The organism is Rhizobium aethiopicum, assembly GCF_014197535.1.
GTDB classification, from domain to species: Bacteria; Pseudomonadota; Alphaproteobacteria; order Rhizobiales; family Rhizobiaceae; genus Rhizobium; species Rhizobium aethiopicum_A.
Genome location: NZ_JACIFV010000001.1, coordinates 435,867 through 454,320, shown reverse-complemented (window position 1 = coordinate 454,320; position 18,454 = coordinate 435,867). Strand labels below are relative to the sequence as shown.

The 18,454-nt window shown below is 61.8% G+C and carries 19 protein-coding genes; 7 read left to right on the top strand and 12 right to left on the bottom strand.

Annotation, left to right across the window (positions count from 1 at the left end; genetic code table 11):
• Nucleotides 1–86 precede the first annotated feature (86 nt).
• The 3 genes from GGD53_RS02315 to GGD53_RS02305 form a co-directional block, all read right to left on the bottom strand.
• The gene (locus GGD53_RS02315; RefSeq protein WP_184453171.1) at nt 87–1,970 is read right to left on the bottom strand and encodes an ABC-F family ATP-binding cassette domain-containing protein; all 1,884 of its coding nucleotides are present in this window, start codon (nt 1,968–1,970) and stop codon (nt 87–89) included.
• A 149-nt stretch (nt 1,971–2,119) separates the two neighbouring features.
• Entirely contained in the window at nt 2,120–3,169 is a 1,050-nt protein-coding gene (locus GGD53_RS02310) for a GGDEF domain-containing protein (RefSeq protein ID WP_184453169.1), read from the bottom strand.
• A 147-nt stretch (nt 3,170–3,316) separates the two neighbouring features.
• Nucleotides 3,317–3,826, bottom strand: coding sequence for a DinB family protein (locus GGD53_RS02305; protein WP_184453167.1), 510 nt, complete (start codon nt 3,824–3,826; stop codon nt 3,317–3,319).
• A gap of 138 nt (nt 3,827–3,964) precedes the next feature.
• Between GGD53_RS02305 and GGD53_RS02300 the strand changes: the two genes are divergently transcribed.
• Together GGD53_RS02300 and ndk are read left to right on the top strand one after the other, a co-directional pair.
• Nucleotides 3,965–4,654 (top strand): glutathione S-transferase family protein, encoded by a 690-nt coding sequence (locus tag GGD53_RS02300; protein ID WP_184453165.1) that lies wholly within the window; start codon nt 3,965–3,967, stop codon nt 4,652–4,654.
• Nucleotides 4,655–4,735: 81 nt separating this feature from the next.
• Nucleotides 4,736–5,158, top strand: coding sequence for a nucleoside-diphosphate kinase (gene ndk, locus GGD53_RS02295; RefSeq protein ID WP_004680549.1), 423 nt, complete (start codon nt 4,736–4,738; stop codon nt 5,156–5,158).
• A gap of 72 nt (nt 5,159–5,230) precedes the next feature.
• Here the strand turns inward: ndk and GGD53_RS02290 are convergent, their stop codons facing one another.
• Both GGD53_RS02290 and GGD53_RS02285 read right to left on the bottom strand, forming a co-directional pair.
• The gene (locus tag GGD53_RS02290; protein ID WP_184453163.1) at nt 5,231–5,734 is read right to left on the bottom strand and encodes a hypothetical protein; all 504 of its coding nucleotides are present in this window, start codon (nt 5,732–5,734) and stop codon (nt 5,231–5,233) included.
• A complete protein-coding gene (locus GGD53_RS02285; protein WP_184453161.1) occupies nt 5,731–6,276 on the bottom strand; it encodes a CGNR zinc finger domain-containing protein in 546 nt (181 codons plus the stop codon). Before GGD53_RS02285 ends, GGD53_RS02290 begins: the two co-directional genes overlap by 4 nt.
• A gap of 64 nt (nt 6,277–6,340) precedes the next feature.
• Between GGD53_RS02285 and GGD53_RS02280 the strand changes: the two genes are divergently transcribed.
• Nucleotides 6,341–7,237 carry a branched-chain amino acid ABC transporter permease gene (locus tag GGD53_RS02280; RefSeq protein ID WP_184453159.1) on the top strand — a complete coding sequence of 299 codons (897 nt, stop codon included), beginning with the start codon at nt 6,341–6,343 and terminating at the stop codon, nt 7,235–7,237.
• Here the strand turns inward: GGD53_RS02280 and GGD53_RS02275 are convergent, their stop codons facing one another.
• The 5 genes from GGD53_RS02275 to GGD53_RS02255 all read right to left on the bottom strand — a co-directional run bounded on the left by GGD53_RS02275 (nt 7,238) and on the right by GGD53_RS02255 (nt 11,687).
• Nucleotides 7,238–7,699 (bottom strand): molybdenum cofactor biosynthesis protein MoaE, encoded by a 462-nt coding sequence (locus tag GGD53_RS02275; RefSeq protein ID WP_184453157.1) that lies wholly within the window; start codon nt 7,697–7,699, stop codon nt 7,238–7,240. It abuts the gene before it with no gap.
• 184 nt (nt 7,700–7,883) lie between these two features.
• Nucleotides 7,884–8,138, bottom strand: coding sequence for a molybdopterin converting factor subunit 1 (gene moaD, locus GGD53_RS02270; RefSeq protein ID WP_184453155.1), 255 nt, complete (start codon nt 8,136–8,138; stop codon nt 7,884–7,886).
• Nucleotides 8,135–8,725 (bottom strand): CDP-diacylglycerol--glycerol-3-phosphate 3-phosphatidyltransferase, encoded by a 591-nt coding sequence (gene pgsA, locus GGD53_RS02265; protein ID WP_184453153.1) that lies wholly within the window; start codon nt 8,723–8,725, stop codon nt 8,135–8,137. The genes moaD and pgsA overlap by 4 nt, the downstream gene beginning before the upstream one ends.
• A gap of 158 nt (nt 8,726–8,883) precedes the next feature.
• A complete protein-coding gene (gene uvrC / locus GGD53_RS02260; protein ID WP_184453151.1) occupies nt 8,884–10,923 on the bottom strand; it encodes an excinuclease ABC subunit UvrC in 2,040 nt (679 codons plus the stop codon).
• On the bottom strand, nt 10,920–11,687 hold the full coding sequence (locus tag GGD53_RS02255) for an SDR family oxidoreductase (protein ID WP_184453149.1): 768 nt from the start codon (nt 11,685–11,687) through the stop codon (nt 10,920–10,922). Before GGD53_RS02255 ends, uvrC begins: the two co-directional genes overlap by 4 nt.
• Before the next feature lie 365 nt (nt 11,688–12,052).
• Here GGD53_RS02255 and GGD53_RS02250 point away from each other — a divergent pair, with 365 nt between their 5' ends.
• Nucleotides 12,053–12,688, top strand: a complete 636-nt coding sequence (locus tag GGD53_RS02250; protein WP_184453147.1) for an outer membrane protein — start codon at nt 12,053–12,055, stop codon at nt 12,686–12,688.
• An 86-nt stretch (nt 12,689–12,774) separates the two neighbouring features.
• Here the strand turns inward: GGD53_RS02250 and GGD53_RS02245 are convergent, their stop codons facing one another.
• Together GGD53_RS02245 and GGD53_RS02240 are read right to left on the bottom strand one after the other, a co-directional pair.
• Nucleotides 12,775–13,371 (bottom strand): glutathione S-transferase, encoded by a 597-nt coding sequence (locus tag GGD53_RS02245; protein ID WP_184453145.1) that lies wholly within the window; start codon nt 13,369–13,371, stop codon nt 12,775–12,777.
• Between the two features lie 60 nt (nt 13,372–13,431).
• The gene (locus GGD53_RS02240; protein ID WP_184453143.1) at nt 13,432–14,301 is read right to left on the bottom strand and encodes a 23S rRNA (adenine(2030)-N(6))-methyltransferase RlmJ; all 870 of its coding nucleotides are present in this window, start codon (nt 14,299–14,301) and stop codon (nt 13,432–13,434) included.
• A 55-nt stretch (nt 14,302–14,356) separates the two neighbouring features.
• On the opposite strand from GGD53_RS02240, the gene GGD53_RS02235 reads away from it, so the two are divergent.
• The 3 genes from GGD53_RS02235 (at nt 14,357) to GGD53_RS02225 (ending at nt 18,414) form a co-directional block, all read left to right on the top strand.
• The gene (locus GGD53_RS02235; protein ID WP_184453141.1) at nt 14,357–16,522 is read left to right on the top strand and encodes a molybdopterin-containing oxidoreductase family protein; all 2,166 of its coding nucleotides are present in this window, start codon (nt 14,357–14,359) and stop codon (nt 16,520–16,522) included.
• Nucleotides 16,519–17,109: an NUDIX domain-containing protein gene (locus GGD53_RS02230; protein ID WP_184453139.1), complete on the top strand. Its 591-nt coding sequence runs from the start codon at nt 16,519–16,521 to the stop codon at nt 17,107–17,109. The genes GGD53_RS02235 and GGD53_RS02230 overlap by 4 nt, the downstream gene beginning before the upstream one ends.
• Before the next feature lie 135 nt (nt 17,110–17,244).
• The gene (locus GGD53_RS02225) at nt 17,245–18,414 is read left to right on the top strand and encodes an alpha-D-ribose 1-methylphosphonate 5-triphosphate diphosphatase (RefSeq protein ID WP_184453137.1); all 1,170 of its coding nucleotides are present in this window, start codon (nt 17,245–17,247) and stop codon (nt 18,412–18,414) included.
• Nucleotides 18,415–18,454 lie beyond the last annotated feature (40 nt).

The window sequence follows — 18,454 nt, the reverse complement described above, 5'->3', positions numbered from 1 at the left end:
TTTCGAATTATGGTTAACGATCGGTTGAGATCGGCGGGAATTCTCGTAACGCGTCGCAGTCCGCGGCGTTTCCTAAAAGACTGTGGCTATCCTGCCATTGCCTCTTCATATTCGGACGACAGCATCAGCCACTCTTCCTCGGCAGCAGTGAGTTTTGCCGCGGCCTCGCCGCGCTGTTTTGCCTTTTCGGCGGCTTTGGCGGGCGTCTTCTCATAAAGAGTCGGATCCGCAAGCTCCGCATCAAGAGCCTGAATCTGTTTCTCCAGCTTCGCCGTCAAGGATTCGATTTCGTTGATCTTTTTCTTCAGCGGTGTCAGCGAGGCGCGCTTTTCCGCGTTGAGCTTGCGCTGGTCGGCCTTCGAAGTCGTATCGTCGCTGGTCTGCGGCCTGTCTTCCTTCTTTTTACCGGAACTGAGGATGAGGTCGCGATACTCGTCCATATCGCCTTCGAAGGTGGTGACAGTGCCGCCGTTGACCAGCCACAGCCGGTCGACGGTCGCCTCGATCAGGTGGCGGTCGTGCGAGATCAGGATCACCGCGCCGTTGTAATCGTTCAGCGCCTCGATCAGAGCGCGGCGGCTGTCGATATCGAGATGGTTGGTCGGCTCGTCGAGGATCAGCAGGTTCGGCGCATGGAAGGCGGCGAGCCCCATCAGCAGGCGTGCCTTCTCGCCGCCGGAAAGATCCTTGGCGGCGGTAGCCATCTTTTCGGTCGCAAGCCCCATCTGCGCAACGCGGGCGCGCACCTTGGCCTCCGGTTCGGCCGGCATCAGCCGGCGCACATGTTCCACCGCCGACTGCTCGGGGATCAGATCGTCGAGCTGATGCTGGGCGAAAAAGCCGATCTTCAGGCTCGGTGCGAGCTTCACTTCGCCGCTCTCCGGCGACAGTCGCCCCGAGATGAACTTGGCGAAGGTCGACTTGCCGTTGCCGTTCGAACCGAGCAGGGCGATGCGATCGTCGTTGTCGATGCGCAGGTTGAGGTTCTTCAGGATGGGCTTGCCGGGCTCGTAGCCGACGGCACCGCCCTGGATTGCGACGATCGGCGAGGCCGGCTGCTTCTCCGGCTCGGGGAAGGTGATCGGCTGCACATGATCCTCGATGACGGCAGCGACCGTCCCCATCCGCTCGAGCGCCTTGACGCGCGATTGCGCCTGCCGGGCCTTGGAAGCCTTGGCCTTGAAGCGATCGATGAAGCTCTGCAGATGTTTGCGCGCTGCCTCGTTCTTCGCCCTGGCCTTCGTCTGCAGCTCGTCGGCTTCCGCCTTCTGCCGCTCGAACTGGTCATAATTGCCGCGGTAGAAGGTGAGCTTCTTCTGGTCGAGATGGACAATGGAATTGACCGCATTGTTCAGGAGATCGCGGTCGTGGCTGATGATGATGACCGTGTGCGGGTAGCGGCGGATATAGTCCTCCAGCCACATCGTGCCTTCGAGGTCGAGGTAGTTGGTCGGCTCATCGAGCAGAAGCAGGTCCGGCTCGGCAAACAGCACGGCGGCGAGTGCCACGCGCATGCGCCAGCCGCCGGAGAAGGAGGAGGCGGGGCGGGCTTGCGCCGCCTGGTCGAAGCCGAGGCCGGCGAGGATGCTCGCAGCCCGCGCTTCAGCCGAATGCGCATCGATATCGACGAGGCGCATCTGGATTTCGGCGATGCGATGCGGGTCGCTTGCCGTTTCCGCTTCGGCAAGCAGAGCCGCACGTTCCTTGTCGGCGGCAAGCACGATCTCGATTAGGGAATCCTCGGTTCCCGGCGCTTCCTGGGCCACCTGACCGATACGCGCTGCCTTCGGGATCGACACTGCCCCGGTCTCCGAGCCGAGATCGCCGGTGATGACGCGAAACAGTGTGGATTTGCCGGCGCCATTGCGCCCGACGAGACCGGCCTTGGCGCCCGAAGGCAGCGAGAGACTGGCATTGTCGAGAAGCAGGCGTCCGGCGATGCGGGCGGAAATATCGATAATCGTGATCATGGCCGGCGTTTTGGCCGAAACCGCCCGCCAAGGCAAGACCGCTTATCCCCCGGCGAGCTTGCTCGTCCGGCCGCGAGCTTGCTCGTCCGGCGGCGAGCAGCTCGTCCCCCGGTGAGCAGGCTCGTCCGCACCGACAGCGATGATACGCCTCAGCGGCCGAAAGCCTGCACCGGCAGGCGGCGGTTCGATTGCGCGGCAAGCAACGCGACGCGGGCATTGGCCTGGAGCTGTCCCGGTGTTGCCGCATCGGCGCTGAGCGCCAGGCCGACCGAGATGGTCAGCCTGCCGCTGTCACCCTTGTCGGAGGTGGCGAAGACGAGATTTTCTTCGACCGAGGCGCGCAGGCGCTCGGCGATAGCAATCGCATCCTGCATGCCGACATTGGCAAACAGCAAGGCGAATTCGTCGGCTTCGGTGCGGGCGACGAAATCGTTCTTCTTCACCGATTTTCGAAAGAGGGCCGCAAGCTTCTTCAAGAGCTTGTTGCCTGCCTGAGTGCCGTATCTGTCGTTGAGCTCGGTGAAATCGTCGATATCGACCATGATCAGCGCGCTGCCGGCGGCACCCTCTTCACGTTCGTAGAGTTCGGTGATCTGCCGGTTCAGCGCGATGCGGTTCGCAAGGCCGGTGATCTTGTCGGCGACGGTGGCCGATTGCATTGCCGCAATGCCGCGCTCCAACATTTCCAGTCTGTCGATGTCGTCCTGCAGTCTGGCACCGGTTTCCATCTCCGCCGACATTACCGTTGCAAGCGAGGCGGAGAGGTAATCGACCTCGCCGATGAAGGCGGCAAGGCTCTGGTCCTCATCACCGCCGACAGATTTCAGGATCGTGCCGCAGGCGCGGGCAAAGGCGTCTCTGTGCCGCAATCCCTCGGCAAGCCTTTCCGCCACCGCGCGCAGCGTCCGGCTGGCTTCGTTGCGCGACGTCTCGCCCGCCAGCCCGCAATGGCCGACCAGGCGGCATTTCAGTCCGAGTTCGTCGAGCATCGCCTGTTGCGGCTGCGCCCCGAGCGCGGCGATATCCTGTGCAAGACCAGGATTGTGCCCGATGATGGCCTCATGAAAGAGTTCGTAGTTGCGCGGCAGCGCGGCGACGTTGAGCCGCGCCATGTGCTGCGCGATCTTCTGGATATCCGTCATTGGCCCTGGGCGGATGGACTCGCGCGCCACCAGTGCGTTTGTGCTTGCATTCTGCATGACGATCCCTCGCGCCCGGTCTCATTTCTCTCACGTTCTGCTATGCTCGCAAGCTTTTAAGAGAGGCTGAATTTACGAAGGGAAGCGCCGGATTGGCGATGGGAACCGGCGAAGGCGGTTAATTCAATCTTGATGGAGACCGCTGCCTCACATCCACTCGCGGCCTTCGCTGCGTAGAAAGTAGATAAGGTCCAGCCCGAGGCTCGGTTTGCCCAGCGCCGTCAGCGTCATATGGCACTGGCCGCGGTGATGCGTCTGGTGATTGAAAAGGTGCGCGAGCGCGCTCGACAGTGGCTGAGTGATCCGGATCGGCTGCGTCACCGGGGCATAGGTGAAGTCACCGGCAAGGTTTGCCTCATCGAGCGTACTTGTCCAGGCAATGATGCGCTCGTCCTCCGCCTTGCGCGCGGCGGCAAGCGCGTCCAGCTCTTCGAAAAGCACGGCATCGAGGGTCACCGGCGCTTCGCCGATGCCGGTGAAGCGCTTCATCCATATGCGGTCGGCGACGAGCAGGTGATTGAGCGTGCGATGCAGCGAGCCGAAGAAGGCGCCGCGGTCGCTGCGGAATTCCGCCTCGCTGAGTTCGGCCGCAGCCGCATAGACTTGGGCATTGGCCCAGCGGTTACAGGCCGCGAACATCCTGAAATGTCTAAGCATATTTTGCCCCTGACGTTGCTGGGGCAGTCTAGCCGGTTTCCTGAGAAATCCGAGTGATGGCGCCATGAAATTTCCTGATTTGATCACGCTCGCTTTCTGTCGTCGAATGCAGGCAGATCAGACCTCGAAAGGATTATCATGACCAGAGCCCTCTATTCCCTCTGCGGCGCCGACGAAGGGCGCTTCTTTTCGCCCCATTGCTGGAAGGCGGTGATGGCGCTCGCGCATAAGGGGCTCGATTTCGAGGAGATCCCGACAACCTATGCCGGCATCCGCGAAATCGGCGGCGGCGTCTCATCGACCCTGCCCGTGCTCGACGACAACGGCCGGCTGATCTCGGACAGTTTTGCCATCGCCCTCTATCTCGAAGAGTCCTATCCGGAGCGGCCGTCGCTGTTCAATGGCGAGGGCGGCAGGGCGCTGTCGCGCATAGTCGAGGGCTATTCGCAGATGATCATCCACCCGGCGATCATGCGCATCGCCCTTCTCGATATCCACGCGATCCTGGACGAAGGCGACAAGGCTTACTTTCGTCAGAGCCGCGAGGTCAGGCTCGGCAAGCCGCTGGAAGTCTTTGCCGCCGACAGCGAGGCGGAGAAGGCTGCCTTCGGCGCCAAGCTTGAGCCGCTCCGTCACATGCTGAAATTCCAGCCCTTCGTCGGCGGGCAATCGCCGCTCTTTGCCGATTATATCGTCTTCGGCGCGCTGCAATGGCTGCGCGTGTCCGCAGGGCTGGCCATGCTGACCGCCGACGATCCCGTCGTCGCCTGGTTCGAACGCTGCCTCGATCTTCACGAAAGCCGCGGTAGGACTGTGACAGCGGCGTGAAATTGCCGCCGACCCCTTGTTTTCGGGCGTTGGGGCGGGTAAAGACCGCCCACTTTTCCCGAGAAAACAGAGGATTTGACTATGGCGATTGAACGCACCTTCTCGATGATCAAGCCTGATGCAACCAAGCGCAACCTGACGGGCGCCATCACCAAGATGCTCGAAGATGCCGGCCTGCGCGTCGTCGCCTCCAAGCGCGTGTGGATGAGCCGCCGCGAAGCCGAAGGCTTCTACGCCGTTCACAAGGATCGCCCCTTCTTCGGCGAACTCGTCGAAGGCATGACCTCCGGCCCGACCGTCGTCCAGGTTCTGGAAGGCGAAGGCGCGATCCTCAAGAACCGCGAAATCATGGGCGCGACCAACCCGGCAAACGCTGACGAAGGCACGATCCGCAAGGTCCACGCCCTTTCGATCGGCGAAAACTCTGTGCACGGCTCCGACGCCCCGGAAACGGCTGCCCAGGAAATCAAGTACTGGTTCTCCGACACCGAAATCGTCGGCTGAGGCCGCGCTTCGGCATTGCCTCGCAATGCCTTGAATTGACTCTTGAAAGCCGGGGCCTTGCCCCGGCTTTTTCTATGATGGGCACTTGTCGGTGTTCGAGAAATCGACGCTGCCGTCAGGCTTGAAGACTTCCGGGTTCTTGTCATAAAGCGCACCGACGACGAGCGGCTTACTCGGCAGCACCGTCTGGTCGAGGTCCGAGCGGAACTCAGTCGTCAACTCCTGCAGCACCTTGCCGTCCTTGTCGATCAGCCGGACATTTACCGAATAGGGGCGGTCCTTGCGCACGCAGTGCAGGTTTTCACTCTGCAGCGCGATCTTGTCGTCGATCGGGTAGATTTTCTGTTTCAGCACTAGCGGGTCGCCGCCTTGCGGATTTTCGAATTCGGCAATGATCAGAGAGCTGTCGGGGATTGGCCCCGTCTTCTTCAGCGTCAGCAGATAGGTGGCGCTCGCCACCCGATAGTTGAAGACGAAGAGGTGGCCGGTGACTTCGACGAGGTTTTCGGCCTGACGCTGGCAGGCGGAAAGCAGAAGCCCCGTGGCAGCCGCCGCTACGATCAGATGTTTTCTCATGGCGTCTCCTCCTTCTTGCGGCGGTAGTGACGGTTCGCCTTGGCGCGGTTGCCGCAGACAGCCATGTCGCACCAGGCCCGGCTCCTGTTCTTACTGCGGTCGATGAACAGCCAGCCACAATTGCCGCAGATCTTCATGCGCTCAGGGTCGGGCATGGCGATCAGCCGCAGCACCGAATGGGCGGTGGCTGCGGCCAGGCTGCCGGGGCTTGCGTCGCGCAACGTTCTCGCCGTCGCTTCCAGCAGCGCGGCCAGCAATCGGTCGTCGCCGCCCTTGAGTATACGCTTGCGGAAATAGAGGTCGATTGCTTCCCGCAACACGATGAAATCCGCCTCGTCTTGTGCTGCCAGCGGCGCGATCTCGCCGAACAGGGCGCGTTCGGCGCAGAATTCGGCGGCGGCGCGCGGGAAGTTCCGCATCTGCTCGCGGCTCGCGAAGCGGTCGATCCGCCGCTTTGGGTCGTCGCGCAGCACGACGCTGTTGGCGACATCGAGCGCCAGCGCGCCGCCGGCAAAACGGTGAGGGGTCCAGGAAAAGCTCATGGCGAAATTATAACTGGCGAAATAGGTTTTACCAGTTATAATTTGCCGACGCGGAGTCCTCGGAATGGCCTATCTTCTGCAGCAGTTGGCGAATGCGGTGCCGCTTGCCGCCCTCTATGCCGCGCTCGCCTTCGGTTATGCCGTTGCTTTCGGCGTGACCAAGCGGGCCGATATCACCTATGGGGCGATCTTCGCCTTCTCAGGCCAGATCCTGCTGCTTTTTACCGAACTCGCTTATATCAGGTTCTGGCTGGTGCTGCCGGCTGCCCTTGCCATCGGCGCCTGCGCTGCGCTTGTCTATTCGCTGGCCGCGGGCATCTGGATCGGCCGCTCGATCATGCTACCGCTCGCCAGCAAATCGCCGAATACAGTGATCGTTGCCGCCCTCGGCATCATGATCGTGCTGATGGAAACCGCCAGACTCGCCGCCAATACGCGCGCCATCTGGCTGCCGCCGTTCCTGAACGATGTCGTCGTCTTCTGGAACGACGGTTCATTCAAGGTGACGCTCACCTATATCCAACTGATCGACACGGCGCTGATGTCAGCCATCGTTGCAATCGGTGCGCTGATCCTCAGGCGCACGGCCTGGGGCCGCCTCTGGCGCGCCGTCACCGACGATCCTCTGGCCGCCGAGCTCTGCGGCACCAGCGCCAACATTGTCTTCCTTGTCGCCTATGCGGCAGCCGCGCTCGTCGCCACCCTCTGCGGCATCCTCGCCACCTTCTATTACGGATCGATGGATTTCGGCGCGGGTCTGATGTTCGGGCTCAAGGTGCTGCTGATCGCAGCCGTGGGCGGCTATTCCGATCCGCTGCGCTCGGCTGCCGGCGCCGCCGGGCTTGCCGTCGTCGAAACCCTGTGGGGCGCCTACGGGCCTTTCGTCTGGCGCGATCTCGTCATCTTCTCACTGCTCGTCCTGCTGCTGGTTATGAGCCGCAGGGAGCGAGTGGTTCTCTGATCATTTCCACTTGTCGCGCGCCGCATCGTCGGCATCTTTCGCCGCCACCCAGTCGCTCGCCGTGCCGTCCGAACCATGTTCTTTCTTCCAGAAGGGGGCGGCGGTCTTCAGGAAATCCATGACGAAATTGGCGCCGTCGAACGCTGCCTGCCGGTGCGGCGCGGCCGCAACGACGAGCACGATATTCTCGCCCACGGCGATCTTGCCGTAGCGGTGGATGGCAGTCAGACCAAGAAGGGCGAAGCGCTCGACGGCGAGCTTGCCGATGCGGCTCATCTCGGCTTCAGCCATGCCGGGATAATGCTCGAGTTCGAGAGCCGCCAGCCTCCCGCCTTCATCGCGGCAGAGGCCGGAGAAGGTCACGACGGCGCCGATCCCGGCTTTGTCCTTGGAGAGCAGATCGACTTCGGCTTGCAGGTCGAAGTCCTCGCGTTGGACGCGGATGGTGGGGGTGATGGTCACCGCGACCTCCGCCTTCTCCCCAGCGGGGAGAAGATGTTCGAAGGACAGATGAGGGGGGTGAGCGGCAAACGCCGCGAACGCACTGAGCGCAAGCGAAGGGCAATATCTGCGGCGGTGGCCCCCTCATCCGCCCTTCGGGCACCTTCTCCCCGAGGGGAGAAGGGGGAATATGCCGCATCCATCCTCATCCCCCCGTCATCGGCGGAAAGATCCCGATCTCGCGTGCGGCGCCAATCGGCTCGTCATGCTCGACATGTTCCATATCCAGCGCCACACGAATGACCTCGGGATATTGAAGTGCGGCTTCATATTCCTCGCCCAGCGTCTTCAAATGATTCAGAAGATCGGCGACGGTGACGACGGAGGAGGGGAGGTCGATCTCCTCCTCGCCCTTGCCGATGCGTTCGCGCACCCAGGCGAAATAGACAAGCCGCGTCATTCCTCGTCATCCACGATATGTTTCAGCCCGGCACGGAAATAGTCGTAGCCGGTATAGATGGTCAGCAGTGCCGCGATCCACAAGAGCGCGATGCCGGTGTTCGTCGTATAAGGGAAAATCTCGTCGCCGGCCGGGCCGGCGAGCAGGAAGGCGATGGCGACGAGCTGCAGCGTCGTCTTCCACTTGGCGATCCGTGTCACCGGCACGCTGACCTTCAGCGCCGCCAGATATTCTCGCAGGCCGGAAACCAGGATCTCACGGCAGAGAATGATGATTGCCGCCCAGATGGACCAGCCGGCGATGGTCTGGTCGGCTGCGACCAGGAGGAGGATCGAGGCGACCAGCAGCTTGTCGGCGATCGGATCGAGCATCCGGCCGATATTCGACGTCTGGTTCCAGATCCGCGCGAGATAGCCGTCGAGAAAATCGGTGATCGAGGCGATGATGAAGATCCACAGCGCCACCCAGCGCGCCGTATTGCTGATCGACAGTCTGCCCTCGACGAAGAAGCAAAGAACGATCAGCGGCACGGCGAGGATGCGGCCGTAAGTCAAAAGGTTGGGAAGGCTGTACGCACGCGATGCCATGGATCGTTTCTCTGAATTGATGCGCCGCTGCAGCGCCGCGTCTTTACGAAAACCGATTTCGATTTTCGGGTCGATGTAGATGACGGCTTTGGCCGGGGACCGTCAACATTCTTTCTGTCTTTTCACCGCCATTGCGTGGAATTTGCGACGGCCGCCGCTTATTTCGCGGCGTCCTCGTGGAAATGGTTATAGACCTGCTTTGCCACGGCTTCCGAAATACCTTCCACTGCCATCAGGTCGGACAAAGCGGCGCGGGAAACCGCCTTCGCCGTACCGAAATGCTGGAGCAGCGCGCGTTTGCGTGACGGGCCGATGCCGCCGATCTCGTCGAGCGGGTTCTTGACCATTTCCTTCTTGCGCCGCGCCCGGTGCGAGCCGATCGCAAAACGATGGGCTTCGTCGCGCATGCGCTGGATGAAATAGAGCACCGGATCGCGCGGTGGCAGTGTGAAGCTCTCGCGCCCGGGCGGAAAGAAGCGCTCCCGCCCGGCGTCGCGGTCGACACCCTTGGCGATGCCGATCGCCGTCACGCTGTCGGTGATGCCGAGCTCGGCTAGGATGGCGCGCACGGCCGTCATCTGCCCCTGGCCGCCGTCGATGAGGATCACGTCGGGCCAGGCAGGGAAGGGCATGTCGGCGGCGTCGGCAGCTGCTGCCTGCGCCGTCCGGTCAGGAATGCCTTCCTCCTTGATCAGCCGCGAGAAGCGCCGCGTCATCACCTCCTTCATCATGCCGAAGTCGTCGCCGGGGGTGATATCGGTCGATTTGATGTTGAACTTGCGGTATTGGTTCTTCACGAAGCCTTCCGGCCCCGCCACCACCATGCCGCCGACGGCGTTAGTGCCCATGATATGCGAGTTGTCGTAGATCTCGATGCGCTGCGGCGCATAGGCGAGCCCGAAGGTTTCCTTGAATCCTTCGAGCAGCCGCGACTGCGACGCCGTCTCAGCAAGCTTTCGCCCATGCGCTTCGCGCGCATTACCGACCACATGCTCGACGAGATCGCGCTTCTCGCCGCGCTGCGGCACGAGGATGGAAACCTTGTGGCCGGCCTTTTCGCTGAGCGCTGCGGCGAGCAGCTCCAATTCCTCGACCGTCTCCGACAGCATGATCTGTTTCGGCACCGGCTTGTCGTCGTAGAATTGCGCGAGAAAGGCATTCAGAACTTCGGCGCTGGATAGTTGCGGGTCGGCCTTCGGAAAATAGGCGCGGTTGCCCCAGTTCTGCCCGGTGCGGAAGAAGAACACCTGGATGCAGGAGACGCCGCCTTCGTGGTGGATTGCGAAAACGTCAGCCTCCTCGACACCGGCCGGGTTGATGCCCTGGTGGCTTTGGACATGGGAAAGTGCCGCAAGGCGGTCGCGATAAATCGCCGCCCGTTCGAAATCGAGGTCTTCGGCCGCCTGGTTCATGGCTTCCGCCATATGCGACTTCACCTTCTGGCTCTTGCCGGACAGGAAATCTTTCGCCTCCTGCACCAGCTCGGCATACCCCTCGTCGCTAACCTCGTGCGTGCAGGGCCCGGAACAGCGCTTGATCTGGTAGAGCAGGCAGGGTCGCGTGCGCGTTTCGAAGACACTGTCGGTGCAGGTGCGGATCAGGAAGGCGCGCTGCAGCGAATTGATCGTGCGCCCGACCGCGCCGGCCGAAGCGAAAGGCCCGAAATAATCGCCTTTCCGCGCCCTGGCGCCGCGATGCTTGAAAATCGCCGGCGCCCGGTGATCCCCAGTGATGAGGATATAGGGAAACGACTTGTCGTCGCGCAGCAGCACGTTAAAGCGCGGCCGCAAGCGCTTGATCAGATTCGCTTCCAGGAGTAGCGCTTCGGTTTCCGTGCGCGTCGTCACGAATTCCATGTTCGCCGTCTGGCGCACCATCTGGGCGATGCGGTTGGAATGCACACGGCCGACGGCGTAGTTGCCGACGCGCTTCTTCAGGCTGCGCGCCTTGCCGACATAGAGCACGTCGCCCTCGGCATTGAACATGCGGTAGACGCCGGGGCTGTTCGGCAGGCGCTTGACGAATTCGCCGATCAGTTCGGCGCCGATGAGCCCGGTTTCGTTGAGGCTGCCGGCGTTCCAGTCGACAGCTGCCGCAAGAGGCGAGGCGGAAACGTCGCCTTCCACCTCGATTTCTTCTTCGCTCTCATCCGTATCATCGTAGAGAACGCCGCCATCCGGCAGCTTTCGTCCGTTCATTCCTTAATCTCCGCCACATCGGGCGTCTGCCAGGCAAGGTGCTGGCCGCCGTCGAGGGCAATCATCTGGCCGGTGATCGAGGGGGTGTCATAAAGGAAGCGAATCGTTTGTCCGAATTCTTCCAGTGCCGGCCCTCGCTGCAAGATAAGGGCTGAGACCTGCGCTTGGAAGTCCTCCAGTGACTGCCGCTCGCTCGGCATCGAGGGGCCGGGGCCGATCGCATTGACGCGGATGCGTGGCGCCAGTGCCTGGGCAAGCGTCTGCGTTGCCGTCCACAGCGCGGACTTGGAAAGCGTATAGGAGTAGAAGCTGGGCCTCAGTGCCCAGACCCGCTGATCAATGATGTTGACGATCATCCCTGCTGCCTCGGCGGGCACCTGCTGCGCGAAGGCTGCCGCAAGGATCGACGGCGCACGCACATGCAGGTCGAAGTGCAGAGCCCATGTGTCGGCGTTGAAACTACGCGCGGAATCATGCTGGAAGACCGACGCATTATTGACGAGCAGATCGAGAGGCCCGAGCGCTTCCGACGCCTTCGCGACCAGTTCGCCCGCCTCGCCGATATCGGTAAGATCGGCCTTGAGCGAGATCGCCTTCTGTCCTTTTCGCCGCAGTCCCGCCGCCAGTTCCTCGGCCTCGCCGATCGAGCCGTTCGCGTGGATTGCGACGGAAAAGCCATTTGCAGCAAGGTCTTCGGCGATTGCCCGGCCTATTCTCTTGGCAGCCCCTGTTATAAGAGCCGCGCGAAGTCTTTTGTCGTTCAAAATCGTGCCTTCTGATCCCGCGAGTCTATTGCCAGACTATATAGGGGCGGGCGGAGATTATATAAATAGGCCGTGTCGCTTGCCTCCGCGAGCGAAATATTCTATGTATTATTTAAGACTTCGATTTATTAAAATAAGTATTTTAAGTTTAACTTATGAGTAAGGTTAATGAAATGTATGTTGCTCGCAAGCAACATCGAATTTCCGCCATCCGGCAGCCACAATGATATCACAATTTGGCTCTTTCAAATCCGCAATTCAGTTCCAATTTCAGTCTCGATCCGGAAGGGACATCTGGCAATTTCCCCGCCAATGCTTCGCTGAGAGACAGATGATAAGCGGCGCGGGACTGAAAGGAGAAAAGTATGCGTGTACTCATTGCTGGCCTCATGGCCTCCGCTTTTGCAATCGCGGGCGTTTCGGCAGCTCAGGCGGCTGATGCCGTCGACCAGGTTCCGGAAGCACCGGTCGCCCAGGAAGCCCCGGTCAAGCCGGCCGGCAACTGGGAAGGCTTCTATCTCGGCGGCGCCGGCACCTACAACATGGGTGACTTCGGTTCCGATCGCCACACCTACGGTTTCGGCGGCCAGGTCTTCACCGGTTACAACTGGCAAGCAGGCCAGATCGTTTACGGCGTTGAATCCGATCTCGGCTACAGCGGCGATGACGTCTCCTCGGGCGGCGTCAAGAACAAGTATGGCTGGAACGGCTCCGTCCGTGGCCGCGTCGGCTACGACATGAACCCCTTCCTGCTCTACGGTACGGCCGGTCTTGCCCTCGGCAACGTCAAGGTTTCCGACGGCACGTCGGACGAAAGCAAGACGAACTACGGTTATACGGTCGGCGCCGGCGTCGAAGCCTTCGTGACGAACAATATCACGACGCGCTTGGAATATCGCTACACCGACTACCAGAGCAAGGACTACGATCTCGACTCCGGCAGCTTCTCGCGCGGTTACGACGAGAACAGCGTCAAGCTCGGTATCGGCGTCAAGTTCTAAGCCGATTGAACATCCCAATATGCAGAAGCCGGGCTCATCGCCCGGCTTTTTTCTGTCCGCTGTCCGGTGCTCCGTTTCAGCTCGAATCAGGCGCTGGCTCTGAGCTCACGATGAGCAGGGAATTTCTTTTCGAACTGCGCCAGCCAGTCGACAAGGGGCGCGTGATCGGCTTCCCACTGGTCCTTGAAGCGCAGGTCGAGATAGTCGAGCATGGCGGCCAGCGCGAAATGTCCGCCATTAAGCTTCTTGCCGAGTTTCGGCGGCTTGGCGCTGAGGTGAGCGAGCCCGGCCGTCACCTTCTTCCATTGCCGGTCGATCCAGGGCTGGTGAACCTTCTCCTCGTCACGGAAGCGGCGTTCGTAGACGATCGTGAGCAGGCAGTCGCAGATGCCGTCGCAGAGCGCTTCGAGAATCTCCGCATCCGTGCGTTTGCCATCTTTGGAAGGGTAGAGGCCACCCTTTGTCAGCCGGTCGAAATAATGCATGATCGCCACGCTGTCGAAGATCGAGGCTCCGTCGTCGGTCAGAAGCGTCGGGATCTTGCCGAGTGGATTGTTGTCCATCAGGATCGCCGGCCCGGTATTGGTATCGACCCGGATGGCATTCAACTCGATTCCCAGAAAATGCGCGGCCATCCGCACCTTGCTGGAATAGGGCGAGGCGGGTGAACAGAGGAGCTTCATGGGACACCTGATAAGACTATGGGGCAGCGGGACGGACTATCCCCGATGCGGATTGGCCGGTCAATCGTCCTTGACCGTCTTGTTTTCGCCGCGCAGCCAGAAGGCGCGATGCGAGGCGAAGCGGTCCTGGGCGAGATGGTCCTTCAGCGCCGGAAGCATCTGGTGCAACTCATCCTTTAATGTGAAGGGCGGATTGACGACGACGAGGCCGGAACCGGTCAGTCCGGTCATGCCGCGGTCGCTGCGCACGGTGAGTTCGGCGCAAAGCATCTTCGGGATGTCGAGCGCCTGCAGAGCCTCGTGGAATTCCTTGATTGGCGCGCCTTTCTTTAATGGGTACCAAAGGCAATAGGTGCCGCCGGGAAAGCGGCGATAAGCCTTTTCCAGTCCCTTGGCCAGGCGTTCATACTCGTCCTCTTCCTCGAAAGGCGGATCGACCAGCACGATGCCGCGCTTCTCCTTCGGCGGCAGATGCGCACCGAGCGCCAGCCAGCCGTCGAGTTCGGTGATGCGGGCATGGTGATCGCCCTCGAACAGCCGGTGCAGGCGGGCGTAATCCTCGGGATGCAGCTCCATCGCCGACAGCCGGTCCTGCGGCCGGAACAGCATGCGCGCAAGTTTCGGCGATCCGGGATAGAAACGAATGCCGCCCTCGGGATTGAGTTCGCGGATTGCCGCGAGGTAGGGCTCCAGCAGCTCGGAAACCTGGGGCCCGAGTTCGGCCTCCATCAATCTGCCGATGCCAGCCTGCCACTCGCCGGTTTTCTGCGCTTCCTCGGAGGAGAGGTCGTAGAGGCCGATGCCGGCATGCGTGTCGAGCACGCGGATGGCGCCCTCCTTCTTCTGCATGTAGCGGATCAGCCGCGCCAGCACAGCATGTTTCAGCACATCGGCAAAATTGCCCGCGTGGTAGATATGGCGGTAGTTCATTTTCGCTGATGCCCGTACGAATTCGTATCATGGGGAGTTTTTCTGGCTTTTGGCCATGCAGGCCTTGGCATATACAAATGCCATGAACATTGCGACCCCCATCGACGCCAAATCCCCGAAGCTGGACAGCAAGATCGGCCACACGGCCTGTCCGCACGACTGTCCCTCCACCTGCGCGCTGGAGGTTGAGATATCGGAGGACGGACGCATCGGCCGCGTGCGCGGCGCCGGCGACCATTCCTATACGTCGGGCGTCATCTGCGCCAAGGTCGCCCGGTATGCCGAGCGGCTCTACCATCCCGACCGCCTGATGCACCCCTTGCGCCGCGCCGGCCCCAAGGGGGCAGGGCAATGGCAGCAGATTTCCTGGGACGATGCGCTGGATGAAATTGCCGCAGCCTTCGTGAAGGCCGAGGCGAGGGACGGCAGCGAGGCGGTCTGGCCCTATTTCTATGCCGGCACCATGGGCTGGGTGCAGCGCGATTCCATCGATCGCCTGCGTCACGCCAAGCGCTATTCCGGCTTTTTCTCGTCGATCTGCACCAACCCGGCCTGGACCGGCTTCACCATGGCGACCGGCGTGCTCCGCGGGCCCGATCCGCGCGAGATGGGCCGCACCGATTGCGTCGTCATTTGGGGCACCAATGCGGTCTCGACGCAGGTCAACGTGATGACCCACGCCATCAAGTCACGCAAAGAGCGTGGCGCCAAGATCGTCGTCATCGACATCTATGACAATCCGACGATGAAACAGGCCGATATGGCCTTGATCGTCAGGCCTGGCACCGACGCTGCTCTCGCCTGCGCCACAATGCACATCGCTTTTCGCGACGGCTATGCCGATCGCGACTACATGGCGAGATATGCCGACGATCCCGAAGGTCTCGAAGCGCATCTGAAGACGAAGACGCCGCAATGGGCCGCTGCCATCACCGGCCTGTCGGTCGAGGAGATCGAGGCCTTTGCCCGCCTCATCGGCACGACGAAGAAGACCTTCTTCCGCCTCGGCTACGGTTTCACCCGCCAGCGCAACGGCGCGGTCGCCATGCATGCAGCCGCCTCGGTCGCCACCGTTCTCGGCTCCTGGCAATATGAGGGCGGCGGCGCCTTCCATTCGAACAGCGATATCTTCCGCATGAACAATGCGGAACTGACCGGCCGGTCGATGAAGGATGGTGATATCCGCATGCTCGACCAGTCGCAGATCGGCCGCGTGCTGACAGGCGACGCGGTTGCGCTGCGCCATCGCGGTCCGGTGACGGCGATGCTGATCCAGAACACCAATCCCGCCAACATCGCTCCCGAGCAGCGCCTTGTCGGACGCGGCTTTGCCCGCGACGATCTCTTCGTCGCCGTCCATGAACATTTCATGACCGAAACGGCCGAGGTCGCCGATATCGTTATCCCGGCGACCATGTTTGTCGAGCACGACGACATCTATCGCGCCGGCGGCCAGAACCACATCCTGCTGGGACCGAAGCTGGTCGAGCCGCCACCGACCGTGCGCACCAATCTCTTCGTGATCGAGGAACTGGCAAAACGCCTCGGCGTCGCCGATCGCCCCGGTTTCGGCTTTACCGCCCGCGAGATGATCGACCGCATCCTCCAATCAAGCGACCTGCCGGACTACGACCATTTCCTCGAACACAAATGGTTCGATCGCCAGCCGGCTTTCGAGGACGCCCATTTTCTGAACGGCTTTGCCCATCCGGACGGCAGGTTCCATTTCCGCCCCGACTGGATCAACCAGCCTGCACCGAACAAGCCGCCGGCCGCCATCGGCGCGCTCGGGCCGCATGCCGAACTGCCGGCTTTCCCCGATCAGGTCGATGTCATCGAACTTGCCGATCCAGAGCATCCCTTCCGTCTCGCCACGTCGCCGGCGCGCAACTTCCTGAATTCGAGCTTTTCGGAGACCAAGACGTCTCGCCAGAAAGAAGGCCGTCCCGAGGTGATGATCAATCCTGTTGATGCCGAAGCCAACGGCATCGCCCATGGCGATCTCGTCCGCATCGGCAACAGCCGCGGCGATCTGCGCATCCATGCCCGCATCACCACCGAGGTGAAGCCGGGCGTGCTGATTGCCGAGGGGCTCTGGCCGAACAAGGCGCATGTCGACGGCGAGGGCATCAACGTTCTGACGGGCGCCGACCCGGTCGCGCCCTATGGCGGAGCGGCCGTACACGACAACAAGGTCTGGCTTCGCAAGGACGCAGCATGATGCAGCCGAAATCACGGGTAAAGATTGTCGCCGAGGAAATACTATCGAATGGGTGGACGCGGTTGAGCAGCTATCTGCTCGACTATATCGACCGTAACGGCGCGACCCAGCGGTTGAAGCGGGAGGTCTACCACCGCACGCCGGCCGCCTGCATTCTGCTTTATGATCCGAAACGGGATCTCGTCGTCCTTGTCCGCCAGTTCCGTCTTGCTGTGCATCTGAACGGCGATCCCGCCTGGGTGATCGAAGTGCCGGCCGGCCTTCTCGACAACGATCATCCAGAGGCGGCGATCCGCCGCGAGGCGATGGAGGAGACCGGCTATCGCCTGCGCGAGGCGCGCTTCCTCTTCAAATGCTACATGTCGCCGGGCGCCATTAGCGAAGTCGTCCACTTCTTCGCAGCCCTGATCGACACCGCCGACCGCGTCGCCGAAGGCGGCGGCCTGGACGAGGAGCATGAGGATATCGAGGTCCTGGAAATCCCCCTCAACGAAGCCGCGCGGATGATCGAGACCGGCGAGATTTTCGACGCCAAGACGATCATGCTTTTGCAATGGGCCGCGTTGAACCAGGATAGGATCAGATAGCAGGTGGGGGGATCGTCCGATCACCCATGTCAGCTCCGGCATTAACTGCCGGCGCTCGTAAATTCATACGTTTGTCACGAAGCGGTTCTATCCGCTGCGGTTTGTCGATCATCGGATGCGGTCAGGAGAAAGCCCATGTGGCTCAGCAATTTCACTCTCGTTCTCCCGGGCGAGGTGGTGAGCGAAGGTTCCGTGCGTGTTGAGGACGGCGCCATCGCCGAGATCCGGCCGGAGCCGGTTGCCGGGGCTGCGATCGATGGCGGTGGGCGGTTGCTGATGCCGGGCTTCGTCGACCTGCATGGCGACATGATCGAGCGCGAGATCGCGCCGCGGCCGAACGCGACGATGCCGATCGATTTCGGCATCCACGAACTCGACAAGAAGCTTGCCGCCGCTGGTGTGACGACAGCCTTTGCCGCGGTCTCTTTCGCCACCGAAAGCGTCTATGGCCACGTCCGTTCGCTGGAGACGACGTCGGCGGTAATCGAGGGCATCAACCGGCTGCGCGACGATCTTCTGATCGACCACCGCGTCCATGCGCGCTATGAAATCACCAATGTCGGCGCCGCTCCCGCACTCGAGCGCCTGCTGAATGCCGATCAGATCGACATGGTGTCGCTGACCGACCACACGCCGGGCCAGGGCCAGTACAACAATCTGCAAAGCTACATCCTCAGCATTTCCGAGCGCCGCGCCATTTCAGAGGACATGGCGGCGGAGATCGTCGCCAAGCGCATCGCCATGCGCAGCAATCCCGAGATCGAGGCGACGCTGAAGGAAATCGTCGCGCTGTCGCTGAAGCACAAGCTGTCGCTCGCCTCGCATGACGATGACAGTGTCGAGAAGGTCGCCGAGATGCATGACCTCGGCGTCACCATCAGCGAGTTTCCGGTCACCGCTCCCGCAGCCGAAGAGGCGCGACGCCGCGGCCTCTGGACGCTGATGGGCGCCCCGAACGCCCTGCGAGGCCAGTCGATGTCAGGCAATCTCAGCGCCCTCGACGCTGCAAGGGCCGGTCTCTTGAGCATCATCGCCGCCGATTATCATCCCGCCGCCTTCGTGCCGGGCATCTTCAAGCTCGCCGACATGGTGGAAGGCGGCCTGCCGGCCGCCGTCGCCATGGCGACCGCTAACGCCGCCAGCTCCGCCGGCTTGTCGGACCGCGGCGAGATTGCCATCGGCCGGCGCGCCGATCTGGTAGCGATCGAGCCCGGCGACATCAATCGCATCCGCGCCACCTTCTGCGCCGGTCGGTTCGTCTACAGCGATGGCACGCTGCATCCGCTCCGCGCGCTGGCGGCTTAGCAAATGTCGCCCAAGACTGCGGTTTGAGGACAAGGGCAGC

Excerpts from the sequence above, each read along its gene's own strand:
- GGD53_RS02315 (WP_184453171.1), bottom strand. The coding sequence starts at position 1,970 with ATGATCACGATTATCGATATTTCCGCCCGCATCGCCGGACGCCTGCTT.
- GGD53_RS02235 (WP_184453141.1), top strand. The coding sequence starts at position 14,357 with ATGCAGGCCTTGGCATATACAAATGCCATGAACATTGCGACCCCCATC.
- pgsA (WP_184453153.1), bottom strand. The coding sequence starts at position 8,725 with ATGGCATCGCGTGCGTACAGCCTTCCCAACCTTTTGACTTACGGCCGC.
- moaD (WP_184453155.1), bottom strand. The coding sequence starts at position 8,138 with ATGACGCGGCTTGTCTATTTCGCCTGGGTGCGCGAACGCATCGGCAAG.
- uvrC (WP_184453151.1), bottom strand. The coding sequence starts at position 10,923 with ATGAACGGACGAAAGCTGCCGGATGGCGGCGTTCTCTACGATGATACG.
- GGD53_RS02240 (WP_184453143.1), bottom strand. The coding sequence starts at position 14,301 with ATGAACTACCGCCATATCTACCACGCGGGCAATTTTGCCGATGTGCTG.
- GGD53_RS02285 (WP_184453161.1), bottom strand. The coding sequence starts at position 6,276 with ATGAGCTTTTCCTGGACCCCTCACCGTTTTGCCGGCGGCGCGCTGGCG.
- GGD53_RS02305 (WP_184453167.1), bottom strand. The coding sequence starts at position 3,826 with ATGCTTAGACATTTCAGGATGTTCGCGGCCTGTAACCGCTGGGCCAAT.
- GGD53_RS02300 (WP_184453165.1), top strand. The coding sequence starts at position 3,965 with ATGACCAGAGCCCTCTATTCCCTCTGCGGCGCCGACGAAGGGCGCTTC.
- ndk (WP_004680549.1), top strand. The coding sequence starts at position 4,736 with ATGGCGATTGAACGCACCTTCTCGATGATCAAGCCTGATGCAACCAAG.
- GGD53_RS02280 (WP_184453159.1), top strand. The coding sequence starts at position 6,341 with ATGGCCTATCTTCTGCAGCAGTTGGCGAATGCGGTGCCGCTTGCCGCC.
- GGD53_RS02310 (WP_184453169.1), bottom strand. The coding sequence starts at position 3,169 with ATGCAGAATGCAAGCACAAACGCACTGGTGGCGCGCGAGTCCATCCGC.
- GGD53_RS02290 (WP_184453163.1), bottom strand. The coding sequence starts at position 5,734 with ATGAGAAAACATCTGATCGTAGCGGCGGCTGCCACGGGGCTTCTGCTT.
- GGD53_RS02230 (WP_184453139.1), top strand. The coding sequence starts at position 16,519 with ATGATGCAGCCGAAATCACGGGTAAAGATTGTCGCCGAGGAAATACTA.
- GGD53_RS02250 (WP_184453147.1), top strand. The coding sequence starts at position 12,053 with ATGCGTGTACTCATTGCTGGCCTCATGGCCTCCGCTTTTGCAATCGCG.
- GGD53_RS02225 (WP_184453137.1), top strand. The coding sequence starts at position 17,245 with ATGTGGCTCAGCAATTTCACTCTCGTTCTCCCGGGCGAGGTGGTGAGC.
- GGD53_RS02245 (WP_184453145.1), bottom strand. The coding sequence starts at position 13,371 with ATGAAGCTCCTCTGTTCACCCGCCTCGCCCTATTCCAGCAAGGTGCGG.